The sequence below is a fragment of the Streptomyces sp. NBC_01497 genome (genome assembly GCF_036250695.1).
GTDB lineage: Bacteria > Actinomycetota > Actinomycetes > Streptomycetales > Streptomycetaceae > Streptomyces.
On record NZ_CP109428.1, the window covers coordinates 447128 to 470546 of the forward strand.

A 23419-nucleotide genomic window follows, 5' to 3' on the forward strand; every position below is an offset into this window, starting at 1 on the left:
CCGCTGGGCGCGCAGCGCCTGTAGTAACCGGAACTAGATCGCCGAGACCGTCAGGTAGCTGGGCACGACGTGCCACAAGGTAGAGAGAGGGATTCGACCTACGATGGCTGTGGTGGCGAGGTTCACGAATTCGGTGGATCCTGGCAACCAAGGTGGCTCCCACTACGGTATCGTCGATGGGATCGATGGGGATCTTGGCGTGGCCCCGATAATTCGAGCTCGTGACATGAGTTCTGCCGAGGACGTTGGGGTCGTACTCCACAACCCCAACGTTCACACCGGAATCCCGTGCACGGCGTTCCGCCACGCTGGCGCTTACGACTTCCGGAGCAGTGAACGCGACCTATGAATGGCTTACGCCATGGCCCTGCTCAGGTGCAAGAGCGGATGACGGACGCCCGTGACGGTACCTTCGGAGGTAAGAGGCAAGTCCCCAAGGGGTGCCGTCACCCGAACTGGATTCGGCAGGACGAGTCCCGCATGAATCTATGACGCACACATCCCCGCCGCCCGAAAGAGGGCCCAGACTCCCCTGAGTAGTAACGGGAGATCTCTTAGTACTGCAACGACACTCCGTGATGTCCTCTGCGTCTGTAGTGGCTGATGCGGGCCCGGGCTTGGCTTCTTCTTCGCCATAGAGACTAGGCGAGCATGTGCTGGATGCTGTGGCGAATAGGAGAAGAGATGCGATTGAAGATTCGTCGGGCCTCGTTCATGGTCACGGGGATGAGGGATTGATCGCGGCCGGTATGCGGCCCTCCTTTTTTGCCTCTGCCCGCAGGATGGCGAGAAAGGCAAGGGCGGCCATGGAGAGGGTTATGTGCCGATACCACGCGATGTAGCCGCGGACTTGGTAGTGATCGAGTCCCGTTTCGTTCTTCGCGCTCTGGAAGCACTCCTCGATCATCCACCTCGATCCCGCGACTCGGACGGGCTCTTCCAGCGAAGTCCCGGCCGGGCAGAAGCAGATGTAGTAGGCGATGTCCGTGGGATCCGTGAGGCTGCGCCGTGCCAGCAGCCAGTGGTCCCAGCCTTCTCGCCGCCAGGGCCTGATGGGTACCGCTGCCCAGTCGTACTCGCGCGGGCCGTGGGCGCCCCCGCCGCAGCTCAGGCGTGTCCACGCACCGTCACAAAGCTCGCTGACCAGCTGGTGGGCGCGGGCCTGGCCGAAGAGTCCCATGGTCATGACCATCTGTGATTTCGGGACCGCGAGAACATGAGGGATATCGTGTTCCTCCAGCCAGATCCGCAGGCGGCTCGTCTGGCCGTATACCTCGTCCGCGGTCACCCACCCGAAGGGAATACCGGAATCAACGGCACGCTGCAGCATGCGTAAGCCCATATCCGGCTTGGTGGCGAACTCGACCTCGTCACTGATACCCGCCGCCCGGCAGCGCTCACGATCCGATGTCCAGTCCTTCGGCAGGTACAGCTCCCGGTCGATCAACGCCCGCCCCCGGTCGGAGCCATAGGCCAGGAACACCCCGATCTGCGAATTCTCGATCCGGCCGGCAGTCCCCGAGTACTGCCGGCCCACCCCCGCGGACCGGACCCCCTTCTTCAGGAATCCCGTCTCGTCAAGAATCAGCACACCCCGCACGGGATCCCCGATGTGCTCCACCACCGCGTCACGGACGTCGTCGCGCAGGGCATCCGCGTCCCACAGGTAGTGGTTCAACAGCCGCTGCATCCCCTGGGGACCCGTGTCCCCGGCGCCCTCAGCCAGCGTCCAGCCGTTCTTGCGCTCCGCCTCACTCAGCGGTCCCCGCAGGTAGGACACCATCCGTCGCCTCGGCTCCACCGGCCCGAAGCGCCCCGCGAACCGCGCCACGAAGTCACCGAACGCACCTGACCAACCGTCAGCTATATCCTCCTGCATGAAGAGTTCAACGACGAGGAACGTACCGCGTCACGGAGTGTCGTTGCAGTATTAGACCGCGTCCTACATGGTGAGTTTAATGAGTCGTTTGTAGCAGCAGAGGGCTGCGGCGAGGCCGAGAAAAGGCCAGGTAGTTGCCGGTTGGCGTTCGTATCGGGGGCTGAGTCTGCGGTAACCCGTCAGCCATGACATCGTCCGCTCGATCACCCACCTGCGGCGCCCTAATCGTTCGCTGGACTCGGTTCCTTTGCGGGCGATACGGATGCCGATGTGTTTGCCCCACAACCATTTCCGCGGGTGGGGGATGTCGGACGCTTTGTCGGCATGGAGACGCTGAGGCTTGGACTGGGCTGCGTGGGATTCGTGTCCCATGTGGAAATGGGACAGCATCGGCTTCAGGCCGAGGCTGTCGTGGGTGTTGGCCGCGGAGAGCCCGACGCGTAGGGGCACTCCGTTCGCGTCGGACAGGACGTGCATTGTGGAACCCGGCTTACCTCGGTCCACGGGGCTCGGACCTGCAAGTTCGCCCCCTTTTTTAGCCCTCACATGCGCGGAGTCCAAGACCGCGTGGGAGAGGTCGATCAGGGCTTGTTCGTCCAGGAGTTGGAGGATTCTCTGGTGCAGTCGGCCCCAGACCCCGGCACGGGACCAGATGACGAAGCGGCGGTGCACAGTCGACTTCGACGCCCCGAAGCACGGCGGCAGCGCACGCCAGGCACAGCCACTGACCAGCACGTAGATGATCGCGGCGAAGACCGCCTCATCATCGATGTTCGCGACCCCGCCGCCCTGCGGCCGCACCCTCGCCGCGGGCAACAACGGCCGCGCTATCTCCCACAACCCGGCCGGCACAACCCAGTCCCAACGAGCCCTGTCCATAGAAAGCGATCTACCCCGACTGGCCATGCAGGACACGGTCTTAGACCGGGTGCCACACGGTGAGGTTGCGGAGGCGTTTGCAGCAGCGGACTGTGGCTGCTGGCCGAGGAAGGGCGGGGCAGTTGCGTGGGTGGCGTTCGTGGCGGTGGTGGAGTCGGCGGTAGCCGGTGAGCCAGGACGTGGTGCGTTCGATGACTCAGTGTCGATGCCCCCATCGTTGGCTGGGCTCTATGCCCCTGCGGGCGATGCGGACGCCGATGGGTTTACCCCATAGCCATTGCCGCAGGTGAGGGACGCCGTGTCGGCGTGGAGACGTTGCGGCGTGGAGTCGGTCGTGTAGGACTCGTGTCCCATGTGGAAATGGGACCATCGGCTTCAGCCCAAGGCTGTCGTGAGTGTTGGCCGCGCAGAGCCCGACGCGTAGGGGCAGTCCGTCCGCGTCGGACAGGACCTGCATGGTGGAACCCGGGTTGCCCCGATCCACGGGGCTCGGACCTGCAAGATCTCTCCTTTTTAGCGCGGACATGGGCGGAGTCGATGACCGCACGCGAGAGTTCGGACAGGTCCCGCTCATCCAGGTACCGGAGGGTCTTCTGGTGTAGCAGCCGGATTTCGAAGCCCATCGCACCCTTGAACGCAAGCATCTTCGGCGTCCAGGGGCTTCGGTGCCTGTGCCTGCGCAAAGGCCGCGTTGCTCTGTACCGGCCGGATATCCCGGCCAGCGTCATGGTGCAGGTGCCTGCGAACGAGGCCGACGAGGCGCGGCCGTGGGTCATCGAGCTGGGTTGGGACGGGGACTCGATGCACTCAGCGCCGACGTGGGGGGCTCCCGAACGCGTGCAGCCGCCAGCGAGGGGAGGAGTGGCCCGATCTGCGAAAGGGGGCAGCCGGCTGCTGCGCCGGCGGTTCGCGTCAAAGACCTGCTCGCGTTCTCCCTCATCGACGCCAGCGGCCAGATGCCGGGCGGTTCCTTGCAGCGAGTGGGGCTGCGGGACGCCTTGCTCCTGCGGCGTACCGGGCCCGGCCCTGGCGAGGCCGGAAGGAGATCAACACGAGGAGCCAGACGAGGGGGAGCGGGAAGAAGAGGCGCCTGAACCTACCTTGCCTTCACGTCACCGTGCCACTGATAGGGCCGGGAAGTGCATCGATCGCAAATCGGAAAGCTTTCCCGCCAAGAAGGGGATAGCCATAATCGCGGCGGACAGCAAATCTGCCAGCGTAGTCCTAGCCGATTGCCGAGGCCGGGGTGAGGGCCACCCAATGCTACGTCGGCAGCCTTGACAAGTACCTTGCCGCCGTCGGCACACGTCACCCGAGCAGGAACCCCCGGGGTAAAACCGCCTTTGGGATAACCAGCGTGCGTGATGAGTGAGGCAGGCTGCCTGCTGTCGGATGTCCGTCGACCGCGACAAGGAAGGACGGCCCGGACGCCGTCGGCGCTTCGTCATCATGGCGAACCGTGGCCCAGTCACTTTGTAGGCCCGCCAGGCCAAAGTGAGAGGGCCTCAACCGCGCCCGAGTCAGAAACCCGGGTACCCAACGGCGCCACCTCAAACACAGGAGGGGGCACTGGATTGACGCAGGACCCGGGGCTATGAGGAGGTGGCCGGGCGGGGATCCGCAAAGGAGGTGCCGCCCGGCCGGACGGCCCGAGGCAACCCTACGAGGTCTGACGGACAAGGAGGTCGTGCTCGGGGAGGAACGTCGTGGCTGCAGGGTCGTCGCCGAGCACGAGTGCCTGTGTGGGGCCTACTTCGATGATGCCATTGAGGTCCTCGACTGGGCAGGCGCGACCGTAGTCGCCTTCGTCAGCGGGGTATTTGCGCGGGGAGCCGGTCCAGTGCTGTCATGCCCGATTCTGAGATCATGATCAGGGGTCCGCCCATCGAGGTGACCCGGGGGCGTGTCACTGAGTTCTCCGATCAACTCGCGCGGATGAGGGCAGGGGTCATGACCGGTGGCTGATCTCAGCTATGTAGGCGGCCCAATCTCCGGCGGAAGCGCGCTGCCATGTGACGGCGACGGTGATGTCGATGCCGGGGGCCCGGGGCGTCGTCGACGACCTCCATCCGGCGGTCTTCGGCGGGCGGCTCGTTGACTCCATTGGCCCGGCGTCACGGTATGTAGGTCGCATGCCACACGACTGCCGACGCCGGAGCGAGCCTTGGACCTGGCGCCCAGCATCGACCAGGCACCCGGTGAGCGATTCTGCCGCGTGTTCAGCCAGACTGCTAGCCATCGGTATCAGTGGCTAGCTATTGTGGTCGGCATGGCAAAGCAGACAAATATCCGACTAAACGACGAGGTAAGGGCGGCTGCCGAGGACCGGGCTGCACGCCGCGGCCTGAGCCTCCAGGGGTACGTGGCAGACCTGATCGAAGCCGATGTGAGCCGGTCACGCGCAACCTTCATGGCCGGCGCTGCGACATTTCTGGCGGGGTACGCGGATGCCTTCGAGGCGGAGGTCGGTGAGGACCGGTACCCCGGCCTCCGAGATGGGCTGGAACAGCCGGCGCCGAGGGACGCCGCGTGAATCTCCGCATCGACCTCGCGTGGATCTTGGCAGTGGCACAGCAGATCCCTGGCGATCCACAGGTCGTCGACTACGGCGTCCCGGTTGCGGCGGAAGCACGTCATCGGGCGGAGATCCTGGACCACGAGGTCTACCCCGAGCCCCATCACAAGGCTGCGGCACTGCTGTGCGAGCTGGCGAGAACCCCTAGCTTGGAGATGCGAAACCTGCTGTTCGCGGCTGCGGTTACGGCGGCCTACCTGTCAGCGTGCGGCATGCCGGTAAGCCCCGGCCTGGACAGCGTTCTCCCGCTGGCCCGCGCCGCCCGGGATGGGCTCCCGGTGCGGGAGGTCGCCGCCCAGATCAAGACCTGGACGAGCTGACCCACTCGTCGCATGGGGCCCCTCCCGAGGCCGGCGCAACCCGCCGAAATCGCACCGTCCTACGTCATCCTTGCCTCGGAGCACGCGAGCTTCCTGACGGCGGAGATCGTCAACGCCGCAGGCGGCGCCCCGTTGCCGTAGAACGCCAAGATCAACGACGCCCAGACCATCCCGCGGGCCGAAGTGCGGCGTCCCGTCTGCCTCCGCTTCGACGACGGCGGCCAGGGGGATGCCTGGTGTCGGCGTCTGGCCGGCATCCGGATGTCCAATGGGCAACCTGGCGGATCGGCAACCGCAACTGGTCACATGATCATTGGGGTATCGAGCGGCTCACCGGCCGGGACCTCAAACGCCTCACCCGTGAGCCACTCATGAAACTGAGCAGGGCAGAGGAACGGATGTGCCGTGACTCGATCTTCTCGGGGAATCGAGCCTCCATCAGATCCGCAGCGGTTCAGGCTGCCGAAACTGCGGGGCCCGGTCCTCAGCGGTTGAGGTCCAGGACGGGCACCCCATGGCCTGCGTAGGCCTTGGGAGCCACCGTCGCCACGAGGGCATCCGCATCCCACTTCGGCAGATGGCGGGCGGCATGGATGGCGGCCCCGACCCCTGGGGGGACGCCATCGTGAAACAGTTGGGCGACAGTCAGCGTCGCCGAATAGTCCAAGTCCAGGGTATGGATGACCTCCAGCTGCCCGACGTGCTCAGTGGTCCCCATGTGCTCGCGGTCAGCCTCCAGGACGGACAGAGTTGGCACCCACAGGCGTGTTTCGGTTTCGAAGTAGGCACGGTGGATCAGGGCGGACACCTGTCGGCTGCCTGACAACGCCACCAGGGTCGGGGTGTCCAGGACGAGGTGGTGCAGGATCACGCGGCCGCGCCCTGCTGTCGGCCGAACGCCTCCCGGAGCCTGTGGCCCATCGCCGAGCTTTCTTCGCCCGACACCTCGACACTGAAGTGCTCGGCCAGATACGCACGGGCCCGCTCGGCTCGCTCTTGCCGCTCTTCGTCGGTCAGGGTCGACTCGGCGAACTCCTGCATGAGGGAGCGGATCGACGTTCCCCGGGACTCGGCAATCACTGCCAGACGGTCCCGCACCTCGGCGGGTACCCGAATCATCGCGTCAGCCATGACCCGAGTATACGCCGGCGTATACTCATAGGGCCCCTGCCACCGCCGCGCTCGGTGGCGCACGGACCTGGCAACCGACCTCGTGGCGTTCCTCGGGCTGCTCGAAGATCCGGGGTGGTATGAGTGGTGAAGCGTCCCCTTGATCACGGACACCTGGAGACTGGGATCTGAGGTTCCAGAGGAAGTAGTGCCAGGTGGGAAGCAAGTACACGAATCGGTACTCGGACGAGTACAAGCGGGACGCGATCGAGCTCGTGCGGTCGTCGGGCCGGACGGTGACCGAAGTCGCCCGGGAACTCGGGATCAGCTCGGAGTCCCTGCGGGGCTGGGCGAAGAAGGCCCGCGCCGCCCAGGACAACGGATCGGGGCCCGGTGTCGTGCGGGCCGCCGACGATAGGGACGAGGAACTGAAGCGGCTGCGGAAGCTGACGGCTGAGCAGGCGAAGACGATCGAGATCCTGAAAAAAGCGACGGTGAACTCAACCCGTCAGCGCAACAGGGCTGCAATTCTAGCGGCGGGAGTGTCGTAGCCGAGGGTCTTGCGGGGTCTGTCGTTGAGTTTCGCTGCGAGGGCGTCGAGGTCGGCTTGCGTGACGTCGGCCATCGAGGTGCCCTTCGGGAAGTACTGCCGCAGGAGGCGGTTGGTGTTTTCGTTGGTGCCGCGCTGCCAGGGGCTTCGGGGGTCGGCGAAGAAGACGTCCATGCCGGTCCTCGCCGTGACGGTCTTGTGGTCGGCGAGCTCCATGCCTCGATCCCAGGTCAGCGTCCTGCGGATCTGCTGCGGCAGCTGCAGCATGGTCTGCGACAGGCGGCGGGTCACGGTGTGCTTGTCGCGGCCGTCCAGCTGCACCAGGACCGTGAACCGGGTGGCCCGGTCCACCACGGTGGCGATCTGCGTGACACCGCGGCCCACAATGAGATCGCCCTCCCAGTGGCCGGGGACGGTTCGGTCATTGGCCTCTGCGGGACGCTCCCGGATCGAGACGGCATCCTTGATCTGCGAACGCCACTGTCCGGAGACGGTGTTGTGGACGCTGCGACGGGTCGGCCGTCGGGTGCGCAGATGCTGCTGCAGCTTCTTGGCGAGAACGCCGCGGGCCTGGATAAACAGCGACTTGTAGATCGTCTCGTGGCTGACCCTCATGCCGGATGCGGAAGCATGATGCCTGCGCAGGTGGCCGGCGATCTGTTCAGGAGACCAGTCTTCGGCGAGCCGGCCCGCGACGAAGTCCCGGAGCTGGGTGTTCTGCGCCAACAGACACGGCTTTCGTCGCCGGGCGCGGTCCCAGGCCCGGTCCTCCGCGTCCGCGGCCCGGTACTTCGCCCTCCCCTTGTTCCGGGCGATCTCACGGCTGATCGTCGAGGCGGATCGGCCCAGGTCGCGGGCGATCTGCCGCATGGAATCCCCGCAGGCTAGACCGCGTGAGATCTCCTCGCGCTCAGCCCGCGTCAGCGTGCCAGGACGCCGCTTGCGGACCGCAGGCACGTAGCCACCATTGGCCTTGAGGATCGTGAAGATCGAACCCGGCGGACGCGCGAGGGCACGACCGATCTCGCTGATCGACTCGCCCGCCTTCCACCGATTCCACAACTCCCGCTTCTGCTCGTCCGACATCCCCGGACGGCCCAACCGTGCCATGCAATACCTCCATCAAGATGATCTCTTGGGGTGTTGCGCTGACGGGTTGAGTTCACCACCGCCTTCTTCGTGAAGGAGAGCGACCGGTGAGCGAGATATGCCGGTTCATCCACGCGGAGAAGGCGAATTACACGATCACGCTGCTCTGCAAGGTGATGAAGACCGCCCGCTCGACGTACTACGCGTGGGTTGCCGGAGCCGAGGCCCGCGAAGCGAGGCGACGGGCGGACGGGGTTCTGGCGCACGAGATCACGGTGATCCACATCGCGTCCCGGCGAAACTACGGTGTCCCGCGCGTCACCGCCCAACTGCGCCGGCAGGGACGGGTGGTCAGCCGCAAACGGGTGGAGCGGGTCATGCGGGAGAACGGCATCGCCGGCAACAGCCGGCGCACTGGACGCCGCAGCCTGACCAAGGCCGACACCAAGGCCGCCCCGTCGCCCGACCTGGTCGGCCGGGACTTCACCGCAGGCCGCCCCGGAACGAAGATCGTCGGGGACATCACCTACATCCCCACCGCCGAGGGCTGGCTCTACCTCGCCTCGTGGTTGGACCTGGCCACCCGCGAGGTGATCGGGTACTCGATGGCCGACCACCACCGCGCCGACCTCGTCATCGACGCCCTCGACGTGGCCGCCGCGCTCGGCCGCCTGGAGCCCGGCTGCGTGATCCACAGCGACCGCGGATCCGAATACACCTCCAGTCAACTGCGCCACAGAATTGGCGCGTTGGGGCACCAGTAAAGCATGGGCCGGACCGGAAGCTGCTTCGACAACGCCGCCGCGGAGAGCTTCTGGGCTGTCCTGAAAGAAGAGATCGGCACCCGCTTCTGGCCCGACCGGGCCACCGCCCGCGCCGACATCTTCGACTTCATCGAAACCTTCTACAACAGACACCGCCTGCGCAAGCACATCGACTGGGGATACCTCACGCCCCACGAGACACGCCTGCGCTACCGGCAGACCAAGCCCTCGCGGCATAACAAAGACGTGTCCATGATCACGGGGAAACTTCAATTCGGTGCTGTGTAGTCGCAGTGCGTCGGCCGTTTGCTGAGGTCAGGCCGATGGTTTCAGTCGACGACCTCGCTGACGGCGGCGCGGACGCCTACCTGGTATCACCACCAGTGGACGCCGCCGCGGCATACGGCCACGCATCCCCGGCACGTGCACCACCGCCGGGCCCGCGCGCCCGCCCGCATTCCTCACCGCCAGGTGACACCGGCCTACGACATGCGGTGCCTGTGCAAGGCGCGGACACCGTCGTCCCGCAGGCCGCGTCAATGTGCCACGACACCCACGGCCGCTGAGCTGCGCAGCAGTGCGTGGGTCCAGCAGGAGCCCCGCTACTACGATTTGCGGGCGACTCCCGCGTACAGCGGCACGATCTCGTCGGCCGCGTCGGCCGCAGTCGAGGAGGCGATGGACAGCGCGGGCGTGTCAGCGAGCGGGGCAGAGGGGCGCCACCGTTCGATGACCTCCAACCCCGGTTCCACCAGGTCGAGCCCGTCGAAGAACGCCGCGACCTGCTCCTGCGTGCGGGAGGTGACATTGGAGCCTTCCTGATTGAGCCCCTCAGCCGCCGCGCCGACAGACGGAGCGTCGAAGTCGCGCGTGAGATGCGTGATGACCAGCGCGCTCCCCGCCGGCACGGCGTCCATCAGGCGCCGCACGATGTCGTACGGGTCGGCGTCGGCCGGCAGCCAGTGCAGGACCGTCAGCAGCATCACGGCGACGGGTTCGTCAAAGTCCAAGGTCCTGCGTGCCTCGGCGAGGATGGTGTCAGGCTCGCACAGGTCACCGTGCACGTAGGCGGTGCGGCCCTCCGCGGTGCCCTGGTGCAGGGCGCGGGAGTGGGCTAGCACGATCGGATCGTTGTCGGCGTAGACGACACGGGCGGCCGGATCCACGTCCTGGACCACCTGGTGGAGATTCGGCTCGGTCGGGATGCCCGTGCCGATGTCGAGGAACTGCCGAATCCCCGCCTCGGCCGCCACGTAGTGCGCGGCCCGGTGCATGAACGCCCGATTCTCCACCGCGGTCGGACGCGCGATCGGCATGACCTCCAGCAGCCGCGCGACGGCATCCCGGTCCGGCTGGTAGTTCGTCTTGCCACCCAGCAGGAAGTTGTAGACACGGGCGGAGTGCGGCCGGTCCGTTCGCAGGTCCAGCGGCGGCCGCCAGGACTCGAATGCTGACCCGCTCAGACCGTTCTGTGATGTCATGCCAAATCCGTTCCTACGCCGGAGCCTGCCGCAGCACGCGCTTGAACCCGCAATCGTAGTACTCCAGTTGCGGGTCCACGGCCCCGCAGCAGCTCAGCTCTTCCCGAGGTTCGGTGGAGGGCAGCGCGTGAGTGAACGCCGCGGCCACGCGGCCCTTCACCAGGTCCGCGGGTTCGGTGAAGGGCCGCGTGTACTTCGGCGTGACGGAGCGTGTCGCGCCGTCTGTATCCGCTCGTGGGCAGACGGCGCGCAGGTGCCCATCCACAGCCGCCGGGTTGCCGTCCAGGTGCGTCGGCCGCCCGCAGGTGCGCACCGCAGGATGTGGCCGGTGCGGTCACTGGTGCGTTCCCGAAGTCGCCCCCGCAGTGCCGCGTGCGGCGGTGCGCACCATCCGCATCGGGGTGCGTGTGGTGGTGCGCCCACCGGCCGCACCGGGGTGCGCTTGCCGGAGTGGAGGTCAGGAGCCGCCACGGTCCCGAAGCCCCGCCCCAGCGCCGGCCCGACCTGACAGCGCCGCAAGCCTGCCCGGTCTGCTGGCCGGCCCGACCCCACCCCAGGACTGGTGGGTCAGGCGCAGTTGTTGAAATTGGCGTACGAATACGACAGCAGGTGGTGGTCGCTGCCGATGTACATGCCCCAGATCCCGTCCGTGTTGCGGGTGAAGGTCACGTACCGGCCGGTGAAGATCGAGTCTGCGGTTTCACCGTTGTAGGTGAGCGTGAGATAGCTGGATGTGCTGTCGTCCCTGATGTGAGTGAGCATCGCCTCCTCAAGGGTCGCCGGGCCTACGACGCCGTCGGCGGTGGTGCGGGGAAAGTCACTCTGCCAGTTCAAGGTGGCCGATCTGGTCCCGCTGCCGAAGACGCAGTCGATCTTCGAGGTGGACGTGAGGTATCCGTCCGCCCAGAGGATGGCTTGCCACATCGCCGCGGCGTTGCTGTGGGAGTGCGACGAGGTGGAGATCGGGCCCTCGTCGTTCATGTCGTCGGTCCAGGTCCCGGAGCCAGAGACGTAGCCGCTGCTGGTGCCGGCGGACGCGGGGCTGATCGTGCCGGCGAGGGCGCCGAACGCGAGGAGCGCGGCGACCGCGACGGACTTCGTGCGTAGGTTCATGGATCACCTCGGGTAGGGGCTTCTTCAGAAGCCGTATCTGGGGGCGGCGCGGGGTGGACCGCGCCGCCCGGCTTGCACCACTGACATTGCCGGGCATTCCTGGCCTCTCACAGCGACCGCCGCCGGTTGACGTACTTGTGGACCGTCCTACCCTCTGACCTGTGCAGATGCCGCCGTGCATGACGAAGCCGTGGGACGCGGCGGGCACGTCGGGCGGCGGGAGGGCTGGCCGAAATGCGCGCTGCGCAGCGGGCGGATCACCTGCCATGGCGCGGGAGGGCGGTATATAACAACTGCCCAGGAGGCGAGTAGCACGCCTCCGCGGGCATAACGGGTGTGGGGTGGAACATGCCGCGGTGGAAGGAATTACCGAGTTCGCTCGACGAACGGGTGCGGAACTTGATCGTCCAGATGCGCCGGCTGAAGGACCGTAGCGGGCTGAGTCTGGCGTCGCTCCAGACCAAGACCAGTTACAGCAGTTCGTCCTGGGAGCGCTACCTCAGCGGGCGGGCCCTGCCGCCGCGGAAGGTGCTGGAGGAACTGGCGCGGGTGAGCGGCGTCGACCCGACACGGCTCCTGGTCCTCCACGAACTCGCCGAGGAGGCGTGGAACCAGGAAACCACCGGAGCACCGGCGCCGGAGACACCGGAACCGGTCGTGGACACAGCGGAACCGGAGAATGCGCGGCGGCCAGTGGTGCTGATCGGTGTCTGCGTGGCCGTCGTTCTCGGCGTGATCCTCGCCGGCGTGCTGATCGCGGCGCCGTGGAAGGGCGGCGGACACGGGAGGAACGGCGCGGCTTCGGCCCGGCACAACTCGGCACCGGCGTCCCGCGGCGCTTTCGCTTACAAGGCGGGGAAGACCTATCCGTGCACGGTGCGCCGGGAGAACGGCCGGCTGTCCGCGGGCTACAGCGATACCAGCACCGCGCTGCTGTCCGGTCCGGCCTGGGACGTCGTGGAGGCACAGTGCCTGCTGGGCTACCACGGTTTCAACCCGGGTGGTGTCGACGGCGTCATCGGGCCCAGGACCACGCGGGCCGTCAAGCGCCTGCAGCAGAAGGCCGGCGTGGCGCCCGACGGCGTCGTGGGCCCGCAGACATGGCCGGCACTGCGGAAATGACGGACACCGCACCCCCGCCCGCATGCAAGCGGCTGGCCGAGGCGCTGCAGGACCTCAGATCCCGGACCGGCCTGACCCTGACCGCGCTGGCCGAGTGCACCGCATACAGCAAGTCCTCCTGGGCGCGCTACCTCAACGGCAGGCAGCTCGCGCCCCGCGAGGCCGTCGAAGTGCTGTGCACCATGGCAGGACACCCACCGGGACGCCTGGTGGCGCTGTGGGAACTGGCCGAGCTGGAGTGGAGCGGCCGCCACAGGACGTCGGCCGCACCGCCGCTACCGCCCCCCGACCAGCCTGTCGGCGGCGAGGCGCCCGCACACCGCTGGAACACCCGGCGGCGGCGGGTGCTCGCCGCGGCGGCATGCGCGGTCACGCTGGCGGCTGCCACCTGGCTTGCGACCTTCCACGTTACGCACACTGGAGACACCGCGGGGCGAACCGCATCCTCTGCCGGGCCCGCACCGGGGTGCCGCGCCCAGAAGTGCACAGGCGAGGACCCGGAGACGATGGGCTGCGCGGCGCCGGAGCAGACCCGGCGACTGGGCCCGCCGTACCGGACCCGCACCGGGGCGCGCCTGGTAGTTGTCCTCAGCACGCGGTGCCACGCCGCGTGGGCGCTGGCGTGGAACACCCGCACTGGTGACGCATTCGAGCTGTCGGTCCCCGGCGGCACGGTGGAACAGGTCAAGGTGGCCGACTCCCTCGACGCGCAGGACCCCCTCTTCACGCCCATGACCGACTCCGGTGACCTGACCGGCCTGCGAGCCTGTTTCACACCGACGGCCAGCAGGCAGGAATGCGTCCACGTCCACGGCTGACCGGCGCTTTGGGGTCCGGTGCCGCCTGGCAGAAGCTGTCTCCTTTGAGTGGGTGTTTCGGGCAGGCGACAGCCAATCTGCCGACCGGCGGTTTGAAAACGATCAGTCGCGGGCGGCTTCGCGGGAGTCGGGCTGCCGGGCCCGGCGGGACTGGCGCTTGGTGATTCGCCTGGTCATTAGGGTGATTGCGGCCCTGATGACGCGCGCCGCCGTCAGACCGACGGCACCTGCCTCGGACCAGGGTCATTGAACGCGCTGATGGCTGCGTGAGGGGGCGTCGGGGCGAGCGGCGTGGTGCCGCTCATGTCGGCATCTTGCGTATGGGCCGCTTCGACGGTCGCGGCGGCTGTGGAGCCCACGAACCCTCACGACCGGCGCATTGCTATGCGGGTGGGTCGGTGAGTCGGCGGAGTGCGGCGTCGCGCAGCGTGGTGAGGAGGGCGGGGACGTCGTCGGGGGTGGCGCTGGTGATGGTGAGGAGGCAGCTGAGGAGGGCGCGGGCGATCGTCTCGGTCTGCTCGGCTGTGGCGGCGGGTGCGAGGGTGGTGAGTGTCTCGGTGAGTACCCGCGCGATCCGCACGGTCGGGTCGGAGCGCATGGCGGCGGCTGCGATCTGCAGCTCGTGCGGCGGCAGGTCGTCGTGGATGCCGTGGTGAGCGCTCAGGAGTTGCTGGAGGATGTCGTTCCCGAGTTGGGTGACCAGGACGGCCGTGGGCGTCTCGCCGGGCCGGTGGTCCAGGAGCGCGGCCTGCTCGCTCAGGTTCTCGTTCCAGACGGCCTCGAGGTAGCCGCAGGCGCGCAGGACGTCGTCTGCCGGCAGGGGGTTGCTCACTGGTACTCCCACACGTTGTCGGTCTGCGCCTGGTCCAGGTCGAGTTGTACGAGCAGGCCGCGGTGGTCGGAGGCGCCCGCCGTCGGATCGAGCAGCCGGTAACGGGTGATGGCCTCGCGCAGCGGCGCGAACACCCACAGCTGATCGATCCGGTCATCGGTCCCGGTGCGCCGCAGCAGGTCCTCGTCGCCGGTGCGTTCCTAGAGCTCCCAGGCCGCGTCGACGTAGCCGGAGTAGGACAGCATCTCGGCGACGCGCCGGTCAAGGACCGGAACGGGCCCGTCGCCCGACTCGCTCGGCAGACGAGTCCTGCTCGAACGGCTGTACGGACGCATCGATGCATAGCCGGGAGCCGGGTGACTGGGGGAGTGGGGCGGGTAGTTGATGTCGCCTCCGACGATCGCGTACGGGCCGTAGCGGTAGGCCCGCGTCGCGACCAGTTTCGCCTCGGCTCGTGCGCGGTCCGCGCTGAAGGGATCGAGGTGTGCTGGGGCGACGGCGAGCGGCGCCGGCAGTCCGAGGTCGAAGGTGGCGACGCCGAAGCCGTGCAGGCTCTGCGCGGCGAAGTCGATGTTCCAGCGGGTCCAGCGGCCCATCGTCTCGCGCCGGTAGAACAGGACCGGGGGCATGCCGGAGCTGGACGGCGGGAGCGGGCAGGCGTCCATGTCGAGGTCGCGCATCGCGCGTGCGAGCTGTCGGTGCCCAAACGCCGACCAGCCGACAGCCTCGCACCCCAGCACCAGATCCGGCGCCACGCCCGATGCACGGATCCGTTCCACGAACAGCGGCCAACGGTCCTCCGGATCCCCGTCCCCGTTATGCAGGGCGCCCTGCTGGAAGTTCTGCACCCAGATCGAGATCGACCTCGTCATACCACCCCCCTTCGCCTGCCGCGCCGCCATCGAGGACACCGTACGGCCAGCTGTCCGCAGCTGTGCCGTGGTGCCAGTTGCAGACGCGCGTTGCGGGCCCGGCGGGGGATCCGGGGGAGTCCATACCGGGGACGATATGGGGACCGATTGCGGCCGCGCGGGGCGACTGCGCACGATTGCGCATATTCCCCGGAGGTCTTTCGTCGTTTACTCACGCCCCGTCAAGCGCGGCCTGGGCACGGCTGATCAGGCGCCGTGCGGTGGTGTCGTAGGCGGCGGAGTCGGCGAGCCACTCCCAGGCCCGTTCGTACAGGGTCACGCTGTCCTGGTCGTCCAGCCACATTTCCGCGTTGATCGTCTCCACGATGACCAGGCGCCGGTCGTAGATCCAAGACCCGTGCGCGGGTGTGCGGCCCAGTTGGGCGCCGAGCGGGATGATGCCCAGTTCGACGGTATCGAGGCCGATCAGCGATCCTAGGCGGTCCAGTTGCTGGGCCATCACCTGCGGCGGGCACACCAGCATGTACAGGGCCGCCTCCCAGACCAGGAATCGGAAGGTCTTGCCCGGCTCGTAGAGCGCTGCTTGCCGGCGGATCCTCGCCCGCACCGCGTCCTCGATGTCCTTCGAGACACCCTGGAAGGCCGCGGCGCTGGAGAGCATCGTGCGCGCGTACTCGGGTGTCTGGAGCAGGCCCGGGATGCGCGCGGTCTCGACGCCCCGGATCATCTTCGTCGCCGCGGTCTCCACGATCGCGACCTCTTGCCGGGCCCGGTGCCCCGCAGACCGCTGCCGGCGCCACGAGCGGTACTGCGTCTCCAACCCGTTGCGGCGCGCAACGAGCTCGCCCGCGAGGTCGGTCCGGCCGACCGCGTCCGCCCAGGCCCGCAGGTCCGCCTCGGACGGCGTCTGCCGGCCGTTCTCCAGCCGGCTCACCTTCGAGCCCTGCCAGCCCAGCAGCGCGGCCAGGCTCTTGCCGTCCAGCCGTGCCTCGGTGCGCAGTTCACGCAGCCGCGCACCGAGCGCGATCCGGCCGGCCTGGTAGTCGGTGCTCACCGCAGCGACGGTACCTGCGCCTGGAAGAGGCCGGTGGGGGCGGCGTGGTGCCAGGCGGCGTCCCGCACCTGGCACGCGGCCAGGACCTGGACAGGGTCCTCGGTGACGGTGACACCCACGGTCCCGTCCGCGTCATCGAAGTGGAGGCGCACCAGCAGACGCGAGTCGAACAGCCAAAAGTCTTCTCGCGGCAGGTTCAACCTGTCGGCGTCCGAGCGCCACAGATTCCGGACGTCCTCGCCCGCCTGCACGTTGCCGAGCCCCGTGGCGAGGAGGTAGCGCTGGCCCTCGCTGGGCGGAGCGTCGACCACGCGGACGCGTTCGATCCTCTTGCCCTCGCCGACCTGACGGCGCACGTTGACGGCCCAGGGCCGCCCCGCGTCGTCGGGCACCGTACCGGTGGCAAGGAAACGGGCGTACTTCTCGCTGCCCCGATCAGAGCCGTACCCGCGCCGCGTCTCCAGCCGCCAGGCCGTGTGCTCGAAATCCTCGAAGAGGTGGCCGACGTCAGCGAACGGGATCAGATCCGGCACGCCTACTCCTTGGGGGCGAAGCGTACGAGGAGCTCTCGCGGGATGCGGACGAAGGTCTCACCGGCCTTCACGTCCCGCAGCTGGGCCAGGTGCCCGGGATCGGTCTCGACGTCTCCCTGCACCAGGATCTCGCCGGTCTCCACGACCTCGTAGAGGGTGGGGCAGTCGCCGTTCTCACTGGTCGTACCGATGAACCTCAGCGTCATGATGGCCTCCGGGCCCGGTAGGGGAGGATCCAGAATGCGCCGGACCGCTTGCACCCGGCAGGCGATTGCAGCAGATTGCGCAAGGAGGGGCAGGGCAGGGGCCCGGGCATGACAGGACGTGCGTGCCTGGGACAGCCTTATTCACTGCCCTACAGTCCTCCCTACACTCTCCCCTACAATCCTCCCTACAGTGCCTATGCTCGACGTCCGGGCGTTGACGCAGTGGTCCGCTGCCGCGGACAGGATCAGTCATCCGCCGCTTGCTCTGGTCTTCGCCAAGGACGTCACCGCCACGGTCCTCGAGCGCCGTATCGCTACGGTCCGGGACCTCTCCCGAGCCTGCTGGTCCGCCCCGTGGACCAGCTACCAGGGCTTCGGGGCCGGGGGCGCGCGGGAGGACGACGGATGGCGCGAGTACGAGGACGTCATCCTGGTCATCACCACCACCCTCGCCCAGCTGCAGAAGCACGGCCCACACGGAGAGGTCTGGACACGCTTCGGCCGCTCCCAGCCCCAGTCCCTCACCAACGCGCTCGCCCCCCGCAACACCCACGAGGACTACATGGCGCGGAATGAGCGCCCTCAGGCCGCGAGACGTCCCCTGCCGGGTCAAGGCGGTAGCCCCCAGGGGATGCCAGCAGCGGATCCGCGGGCGGCTCCGGAGGCAGACCCATGGGCGGACGGCCTCCGACCTGGAAATGCCCCTCGTGCGGCACTGCGACCTCCACTGTGGCGCCGGGATTGGACGGCTACGCTCCCGAGTCGGGCGGCCGGTGCCCGCGCTGCGAACAGCTCCACCGCGAGCTCACCCGGAGCCGCACACAGGCCGGCGTCCTGGCGCGCTTGCGGGCACGCGCGGAGGGACGTCACCCAGCCTCCCCAGAAGCCTGAGATGACGGCGCGTTGAGAGTTCAGTGCCGGCCGGAGGCGCAGTCTGAGGTCGCGTCACCGGCCGGCGAGTGCCCTTTCCGGGGTGCGCACGCGTGAAGCGATCCGGTGGGGCGTTTCCGAGTGTGCCGTACCGCGGGATGATCGCGTGAACGGGCGCGTCACTAAAGCCGCGCGTTGTCTTCAGACCAGGAGAACCAACGCCGACAGACGAAATCTTCGCCGAGCCGGCATCGGTGATCCGCATGACGCATGTTGCGATATGGGCCGGCCGTCATACGGCAGCCGGCTGCGGCAGTTCCAGCACCCCGGCGATCTTCCGTGCGAGCGCCGCTACGTGGGGTGGCAGATAGCTCTCCAGTGCGTCGACGTCGTCACACAGCCGGGCGCGCAGCGCGTGCAGACATGCCTCGGTGAACAGCCTCTGCTCATCGGGCTCGGACATCAGTCCGCCTTCCGCACACCCCTGGCCCATCGAGAAACCGCATCTGCGCGTCCCGACCGTCCTCGGGGGAAGCGGCGTGCCGAGCATCCCGGCGACCGCCTGCCGGTCCGAATCCCTTGGGCCGGCCGCCCGGCTGCGCTGCTGCCGGGTCTGGAGGTACGAGGCGAGGGTGTCCAGGGCCAGCCTGAGTGTCGTCCCGTGCACGCGTGGGACGACGAAGGTGAGCCGCTGGTGCTGTGGAAGAAGGAACATGGGACGGCCCTGACCCTTTCCCAGTCCTTCCGCTTCGGCCCTCGCCTCGCCGACGAAGTCAACGGGTGGCTCGCCATCGTCGACGCGTCCGGCGTCGCGCCGCGACCCTGGGCATGGGCCGAACGGGTCCATCTGAGCCGGTCTGTGGGGGTGGGCCGCTGCGATCGCGATCTTGCCTGGCCCGCCGGGTTATGGTCCGCGTGGAAACGCTCCCTGAGGCAGTTCCTGCTGCTCCCGCTGGTGTGCTTGGAGGCTCGCAGGTATGCCCCGTTCGTACTGCGGGCCGGCGGACGGGCGACGTGACTTCCTGGCGGGGCTCCGGTCGCGAGCGGGCGCCCTGCTCGCAGTGGCCGCTGCGGTGCTGAGCTCGTTGGTCATCACCACGCCCGCCGCTGCGGCCGTGCCCAGTTGCAGCGTCGGGGCTTACGTCACCGACCTCTACGCGGTGGATCCGATCAGGGGCACCGTGAACGCGGACCTGTGGCTGTGGAGCGTATGTCCACGCAAGGACCTTGCCGCTGTCCAGCGTCTCGAATTCACCAACGCGACGAAGACCATGTTGACAGCGCCTTCCAGCGAGAAGGTGGACGACGAGTACTGGACTCAGGTCAAAGTGTCCGGGACCTTCCGGCAGGCCCTGGACCTGACGGACTTCCCGTTCGACAAACAGGTCATCCGGATCCAAGTTGAGGAAAACAAGCTGGACAAGTCGCGATTCGTCTACCGGGCGGATGTGAAGAACTCCACGTACAACCCCAGGATCCATCCCGCCGACTTCAAGATCACGCAATTCCGGATCGGTGTCGGGGACGCGCCCTACAGGACGAACTTCGGCGATCCCCGGCTCGAACAAGGAGGAAGCAGCCGCTACTCCCAGCTGATGATCGAGTTCCAGCTCACCCGAGAGGGCATCACAAGTTTCGGCAAGCAGATCCTGCCAGTATACGTGGCTTTCCTGGTCGCCCTGATCTCGTTTCTGATCTGGTCGAAGGACAACGAGGTCGCCATGGTCGCGCGGCTCGGGATCCTCGGCACCGCGCTTTTCACGATCATGCTCAACTTGCGGGCAGTCGACGAGGCGCTGGGCACCTTCCTGAACGTGACGCTGGTCGAAGAGATCCACTTCATGAGCCTGCTCTACGTACTGATCGGTGTCGCCAACACCGCCTACGTCATGAAGCTGCTGACCGATCCCATGGTCCAACCGGCAGCACGGCGCTTCAACAAGCGCATTTTCGCCATCGCGACGGGCCTGTACGTCATCGCCAACATCGTCGTCATCTCCCTCACCGTGTCGTTCTGAGTCCGTGCACTGCTCGGCGGGCACACCAGCTGGGAGGCGTACTGCCGGGCGGAGCCCGGCATCTCCCGCGCGCAGGCCTACCTGCTCCTGGACGTCGCCCGCGCCCTGGCTGCGATCCACGACGCGGTGGCCCGCTCCGAGGCGTCTCGCACGCGAGACACCGACTCGGCCACCGCGGCTGTGCTCGACTTCGGCCTGTCCCAGCGCGCCCCGGTCGCCGTGGCCGGCCTCACGGAAACCGTCGCGGATCTGATCACCCGTCGTCCCGCCACGCTCGTCGGCAGCGGCCTGCGCGGCCTCGATGCGCCCGCAGTCCGCGCGGTGGTCCGCCAAGCCGTCCGCGACACCCACACCGCCCCGCCCCGCCGCCCGCCGAAGGGCCGGCCGATGCGACCCTCGCCGCACTGCACCGCACGGTCGACGACCTCACTTCGGGCAGCCACCCGATCGGGGAGCTGCTTCTCGAAGTCGCGCCGGCCTACCTGTCCGATGCCGACGCGGCCCACACGCTCGCCCCACTGTGCGAAGAGATCGGCGAAGAGCTTGACCACGGCCTCGCCGCCCGCCGCTACGCCATGACCGGCGACCGCCGCGCCCTACACGGCACCGTCCTGTATGAACGCCTCGCTCACAGGCAGGCCTGATCACGGCCATTCCTGTGTGCCTTTTTGGCCGTTGTGCTGGAATCGTCCGCGCGGTCGGAGGTCTGGCCGTCGCTATCCGTGCGTGCTGAAGTCTCCCGGACGCCTCGTCCTCACCGCCGTCGCTGCACTGACCGCCCTCTCCCTCACCAGTTGCAGCACGGACTCACCGCCGCAGCAGTCCACCCGGCTTCAAAAGGCCGCGGGTCTCAACGCCAAGATCGACGCTGTGAAGAAAAGGCTGAGCCCGAGCGACCCGCCGCTACGGATTGTGGTGGACACCGCCTTCACTCAGCGCTGAACCACCCGGCTCTTCCCTTGCGGGAGCGGCCGACCCCTCAGCCCACCCACCGGCGGGCTGAGGGGTCGGCCGGCCGAAAGCTCGACAGATGTCTGCCCGTCATGCAATCGAGGCTGGCGTTCGGACGGCCACTGTCACTGGACGTGGTTGGTCTCGATGCTGTCGTCGATCCGGAACGTGATGCCCGTCGTCTTGCCGGCTTCGGCGTCTGGATCAACGAGATCGACGAAGTCCACGAGCTTCCTGTAGAGCCGATTGCTACAAGCGGATGTGGTCGCATCGTCCACTACTGACCCCGCCTGCAACGAAACGAGCAGCTGGGCCAGATTGTGACCGGAAAGGATCACCTTCTGCATGCCATTCTGGCGTCCGCCCTCTGTCAGCTTGGTGATCCTCCCGTCCGGAAGGTTTGGGTTCTGTGTGAACTTGTCCTCGTAAGTTGGACAGCGGGTTCCGGTAATTGAGCGGGTGACGCTGTCAGTCCAGGTCGGCTTCCAGGTGCCGAACGCGAGGATTGCCATGAAGGTCCACGTGTCCTCATGGCAGACCAAGGTCAGATAGGAGACGCCAGTGGCCACCTTGAGGTTCTCGTTGTGCACTGCAAGGTCGACGGCGTTGTCTGCGAGGGCTTTCTCGCGTGCCGCCCAGTCCTCTTCCAGCCAGTGCTTCTCTTGCTGCCAACGGTCAAGAGCGATCTGCCGCTCCAGCGCCTTGCCCGCCCGGTACTCCTCGCGCTATGTCTTGAGCATCCACTCTCCCCATCACTGAAAGTGCAAAGAGTATGCCTGTCCGTGTCCAGGGTCGGTAGTGCACCCTAAGCCGGAGGCAGGCGCGATCGGCTCTGTAGGGCGCCCACCTGCAGGGGCGGGCCGCTCGTCGACAACTTAAGTGGCCGGCACCCTCAGTCCGCCCGAAGGCGGGTGACGCGGGTGCCGGCCGACCCAAGACACCACCCCAAGGGGCGTGTGCTCGCCCCGCAGGTTGTCGCCCCCCGGCCGGTAGGTGAACCTGTAGTGTTGTTTTCTCGACACGTTTTCCGGTGGAGTGCCGGACGCGGGAGGCCCTGAAAATGATCCGTGCCGGACGCCGGCACCTGGTGCGCACTCTGGCCGACATCGCCGCGCAGCAGGACGTTGCTCTACAGACCCTGCTCAACACCCGCCAGCACCAGGCGGAGGGCTTCCCCGCGCCGTTGAACGCGGGCCGCACCCGGCTCTACGACGGAGAGCAGATTGACGCGTTCCTGGCCAGGCGCCCGGTGCCGCCGCTGCCGGCGAGCGATGAGGAGGAGGACCTCCTGGACCGTCAGGAGGCCGCCGCGCTGCGCGGGGTGGAGCCGTACCAGTGGGACACCCGCAAGAAGAACCCGGCCGTGGCCGAGCACCTGGTCCTCATCCATGGTGTCGAGCACTGGCCCCGCCACGTCGTACGCGACCACACCCCCACGCCGCGACGGCACGCCGGTGGGGGCGGGGGTGGCCGGCCCACCGGCGCAGGCGACCAGGTCCCGCGCGATCAACTGCACGCGCGCGTCGCGCAGCTCCTGGACGACGACCCCCACCTCACCGCGGCCGGCGTCACCGACAGGCTCGGCGTGCACCGCAACACCGCCCAGAGCGCGCTGACTCAGCTCCGCGCGGAACGCATGGCCGACCGCATGCAGGAGCGCGAGCTGAATACCGCGCAGGCCGCCACAGACCTCGGCTACCCGCCCGGCCTGACCCGCCGCGCCGCCGTGCGAGCCGAGGCGGTCCTGCGCGGCCGCCAGGTGCTGCCGTACCTCGCCGACGTCGCCCAGGCGCTCCACACGCAAGGGTGGACGTCGTCCGGCACCGCGCCGGCCGTTCAGTACCCCGACAACGTCTGCGTCGCGGTGCTCGTGCTGGATGCGCCCGCGGCGCCGGCCCCGGCCTTGGCGTGGTCCGAGCAGCACGGCTGGCGCACCGCGACCTCCCGCCGCCACCCCCTCGGACGGGGCGCAGCACGGCCCCCGCCCGGCGACGGCGTATGCCACCTCGCCACCGGCATCACCCCCGCCCCCGCCGCCCTCGTCCAGGCGCTGTACACCACCGGCTGACCCAACCCGCCCCACCGCGCACCGCCTGGGCCCCCAGGACCCCCTGGGGGCCCGCGGCATGCCCGCACCAGCACACCCGGGACCCCAGGGCGCGCCGGAAGGCCAACACGGCGCAGGGCCGCGACCGGGCGGGGCGCAGCAGCGGGCAGGGCGCGGACCGCCCCGTCGAAGTGAAGTTCCCTCAGCGGGGAGCGGCCGCGCCGGGGCCTGGCCGCTCCATATGGGTTGACCTGCGTAAACGTTCCCTCATAGGTAGATCAGTAAGCAAGTTAGAGATGCACTTGTCTTATTGGTCGATAGCAACATCCGACCAAC

At 67.8% G+C, this 23419-nt stretch carries 25 protein-coding genes and 1 pseudogene; 10 read left to right on the top strand and 16 right to left on the bottom strand.

All coding sequences use genetic code 11. From position 1 onward, the window contains the following. Nucleotides 1–718: 718 nt before the first annotated feature. From OG310_RS37980 to OG310_RS37995, 3 genes and pseudogenes are all read right to left on the bottom strand, one after another. On the bottom strand, nucleotides 719–1879 hold the full coding sequence (locus OG310_RS37980) for an IS701 family transposase (protein ID WP_443078952.1): 1161 nt from the start codon (nucleotides 1877–1879) through the stop codon (nucleotides 719–721). Between the two features lie 63 nt (nucleotides 1880–1942). Beyond that, the gene (locus OG310_RS37985; protein ID WP_329460736.1) at nucleotides 1943–2758 is read right to left on the bottom strand and encodes an IS5 family transposase; all 816 of its coding nucleotides are present in this window, start codon (nucleotides 2756–2758) and stop codon (nucleotides 1943–1945) included. A 1660-nt stretch (nucleotides 2759–4418) separates the two neighbouring features. Then, nucleotides 4419–4589, bottom strand: a pseudogene (locus OG310_RS37995) (Imm21 family immunity protein); the annotation flags it as partial. A gap of 438 nt (nucleotides 4590–5027) precedes the next feature. Here OG310_RS37995 and OG310_RS38000 point away from each other — a divergent pair. Beyond that, complete coding sequence (locus OG310_RS38000) at nucleotides 5028–5291, top strand: hypothetical protein (RefSeq protein WP_329460737.1); 264 nt, start codon at nucleotides 5028–5030, stop codon at nucleotides 5289–5291. Beyond that, nucleotides 5288–5653 carry a hypothetical protein gene (locus OG310_RS38005; protein ID WP_329460738.1) on the top strand — a complete coding sequence of 122 codons (366 nt, stop codon included), beginning with the start codon at nucleotides 5288–5290 and terminating at the stop codon, nucleotides 5651–5653. The genes OG310_RS38000 and OG310_RS38005 overlap by 4 nt, the downstream gene beginning before the upstream one ends. A gap of 484 nt (nucleotides 5654–6137) precedes the next feature. On the opposite strand, the gene OG310_RS38010 is transcribed toward OG310_RS38005, so the two are convergent. Both OG310_RS38010 and OG310_RS38015 read right to left on the bottom strand, forming a co-directional pair. Further along, a complete protein-coding gene (locus OG310_RS38010) occupies nucleotides 6138–6524 on the bottom strand; it encodes a hypothetical protein (RefSeq protein WP_329460739.1) in 387 nt (128 codons plus the stop codon). After that, complete coding sequence (locus OG310_RS38015; RefSeq protein ID WP_329460740.1) at nucleotides 6521–6784, bottom strand: hypothetical protein; 264 nt, start codon at nucleotides 6782–6784, stop codon at nucleotides 6521–6523. Before OG310_RS38015 ends, OG310_RS38010 begins: the two co-directional genes overlap by 4 nt. A 194-nt stretch (nucleotides 6785–6978) precedes the next feature. Here OG310_RS38015 and OG310_RS38020 point away from each other — a divergent pair, with 194 nt between their 5' ends. Then, nucleotides 6979–7314, top strand: a complete 336-nt coding sequence (locus tag OG310_RS38020; RefSeq protein ID WP_329460741.1) for a transposase — start codon at nucleotides 6979–6981, stop codon at nucleotides 7312–7314. On the opposite strand, the gene OG310_RS38025 is transcribed toward OG310_RS38020, so the two are convergent. Beyond that, nucleotides 7272–8423 (bottom strand): IS30 family transposase, encoded by a 1152-nt coding sequence (locus OG310_RS38025; RefSeq protein WP_329460742.1) that lies wholly within the window; start codon nucleotides 8421–8423, stop codon nucleotides 7272–7274. The two genes, OG310_RS38020 and OG310_RS38025, sit on opposite strands and share 43 nt — an antisense overlap. Nucleotides 8424–8509: 86 nt before the next feature. Between OG310_RS38025 and OG310_RS38030 the strand changes: the two genes are divergently transcribed. Continuing rightward, on the top strand, nucleotides 8510–9166 hold the full coding sequence (locus OG310_RS38030) for an IS3 family transposase (protein WP_329460743.1): 657 nt from the start codon (nucleotides 8510–8512) through the stop codon (nucleotides 9164–9166). Nucleotides 9167–9169: 3 nt separating this feature from the next. After that, complete coding sequence (locus tag OG310_RS38035) at nucleotides 9170–9454, top strand: IS3 family transposase (RefSeq protein ID WP_329460744.1); 285 nt, start codon at nucleotides 9170–9172, stop codon at nucleotides 9452–9454. A gap of 317 nt (nucleotides 9455–9771) precedes the next feature. Here OG310_RS38035 and OG310_RS38040 read toward each other — a convergent pair whose 3' ends face one another. Continuing rightward, entirely contained in the window at nucleotides 9772–10647 is an 876-nt protein-coding gene (locus OG310_RS38040; RefSeq protein ID WP_329460745.1) for an SAM-dependent methyltransferase, read from the bottom strand. A 567-nt stretch (nucleotides 10648–11214) separates the two neighbouring features. Next, entirely contained in the window at nucleotides 11215–11760 is a 546-nt protein-coding gene (locus OG310_RS38045) for a peptidoglycan-binding domain-containing protein (RefSeq protein WP_329460746.1), read from the bottom strand. Nucleotides 11761–12108: 348 nt separating this feature from the next. Here OG310_RS38045 and OG310_RS38050 point away from each other — a divergent pair, with 348 nt between their 5' ends. Together OG310_RS38050 and OG310_RS38055 are read left to right on the top strand one after the other, a co-directional pair. Continuing rightward, the gene (locus tag OG310_RS38050) at nucleotides 12109–12882 is read left to right on the top strand and encodes a peptidoglycan-binding protein (RefSeq protein WP_329460747.1); all 774 of its coding nucleotides are present in this window, start codon (nucleotides 12109–12111) and stop codon (nucleotides 12880–12882) included. Then, nucleotides 12879–13700: a helix-turn-helix domain-containing protein gene (locus tag OG310_RS38055; protein WP_329460748.1), complete on the top strand. Its 822-nt coding sequence runs from the start codon at nucleotides 12879–12881 to the stop codon at nucleotides 13698–13700. The genes OG310_RS38050 and OG310_RS38055 overlap by 4 nt, the downstream gene beginning before the upstream one ends. Before the next feature lie 382 nt (nucleotides 13701–14082). Here OG310_RS38055 and OG310_RS38060 read toward each other — a convergent pair whose 3' ends face one another. The 7 genes from OG310_RS38060 to OG310_RS38090 form a co-directional block, all read right to left on the bottom strand. Then, on the bottom strand, nucleotides 14083–14532 hold the full coding sequence (locus OG310_RS38060) for a hypothetical protein (protein ID WP_329460749.1): 450 nt from the start codon (nucleotides 14530–14532) through the stop codon (nucleotides 14083–14085). Continuing rightward, nucleotides 14529–14666, bottom strand: coding sequence for a hypothetical protein (locus OG310_RS38065; protein ID WP_329460750.1), 138 nt, complete (start codon nucleotides 14664–14666; stop codon nucleotides 14529–14531). Before OG310_RS38065 ends, OG310_RS38060 begins: the two co-directional genes overlap by 4 nt. 66 nt (nucleotides 14667–14732) lie before the next feature. After that, nucleotides 14733–15404 (bottom strand): hypothetical protein, encoded by a 672-nt coding sequence (locus OG310_RS38070; protein ID WP_329460751.1) that lies wholly within the window; start codon nucleotides 15402–15404, stop codon nucleotides 14733–14735. A gap of 211 nt (nucleotides 15405–15615) precedes the next feature. Beyond that, nucleotides 15616–16458, bottom strand: coding sequence for a helix-turn-helix domain-containing protein (locus tag OG310_RS38075; RefSeq protein ID WP_329460752.1), 843 nt, complete (start codon nucleotides 16456–16458; stop codon nucleotides 15616–15618). Continuing rightward, nucleotides 16455–16991, bottom strand: a complete 537-nt coding sequence (locus OG310_RS38080) for a DUF6879 family protein (RefSeq protein ID WP_329460753.1) — start codon at nucleotides 16989–16991, stop codon at nucleotides 16455–16457. Before OG310_RS38080 ends, OG310_RS38075 begins: the two co-directional genes overlap by 4 nt. Nucleotides 16992–16993: 2 nt before the next feature. Continuing rightward, nucleotides 16994–17197 carry a hypothetical protein gene (locus OG310_RS38085; RefSeq protein ID WP_329460754.1) on the bottom strand — a complete coding sequence of 68 codons (204 nt, stop codon included), beginning with the start codon at nucleotides 17195–17197 and terminating at the stop codon, nucleotides 16994–16996. A 1162-nt stretch (nucleotides 17198–18359) separates the two neighbouring features. Then, nucleotides 18360–18782 carry a hypothetical protein gene (locus OG310_RS38090; protein ID WP_329460755.1) on the bottom strand — a complete coding sequence of 141 codons (423 nt, stop codon included), beginning with the start codon at nucleotides 18780–18782 and terminating at the stop codon, nucleotides 18360–18362. 262 nt (nucleotides 18783–19044) lie between these two features. Here OG310_RS38090 and OG310_RS38095 point away from each other — a divergent pair, with 262 nt between their 5' ends. Beyond that, nucleotides 19045–20085, top strand: coding sequence for a hypothetical protein (locus OG310_RS38095; RefSeq protein ID WP_329460756.1), 1041 nt, complete (start codon nucleotides 19045–19047; stop codon nucleotides 20083–20085). Between the two features lie 726 nt (nucleotides 20086–20811). Continuing rightward, nucleotides 20812–21027, top strand: coding sequence for a hypothetical protein (locus OG310_RS38100; RefSeq protein ID WP_329460757.1), 216 nt, complete (start codon nucleotides 20812–20814; stop codon nucleotides 21025–21027). A gap of 134 nt (nucleotides 21028–21161) precedes the next feature. Here OG310_RS38100 and OG310_RS38105 read toward each other — a convergent pair whose 3' ends face one another. Then, complete coding sequence (locus OG310_RS38105) at nucleotides 21162–21626, bottom strand: hypothetical protein (protein ID WP_329460758.1); 465 nt, start codon at nucleotides 21624–21626, stop codon at nucleotides 21162–21164. Nucleotides 21627–22096: 470 nt separating this feature from the next. Here OG310_RS38105 and OG310_RS38110 point away from each other — a divergent pair, with 470 nt between their 5' ends. Beyond that, nucleotides 22097–23104 carry a hypothetical protein gene (locus OG310_RS38110; protein ID WP_329460759.1) on the top strand — a complete coding sequence of 336 codons (1008 nt, stop codon included), beginning with the start codon at nucleotides 22097–22099 and terminating at the stop codon, nucleotides 23102–23104. The last annotated feature ends 315 nt before the right edge of the window (nucleotides 23105–23419 follow it).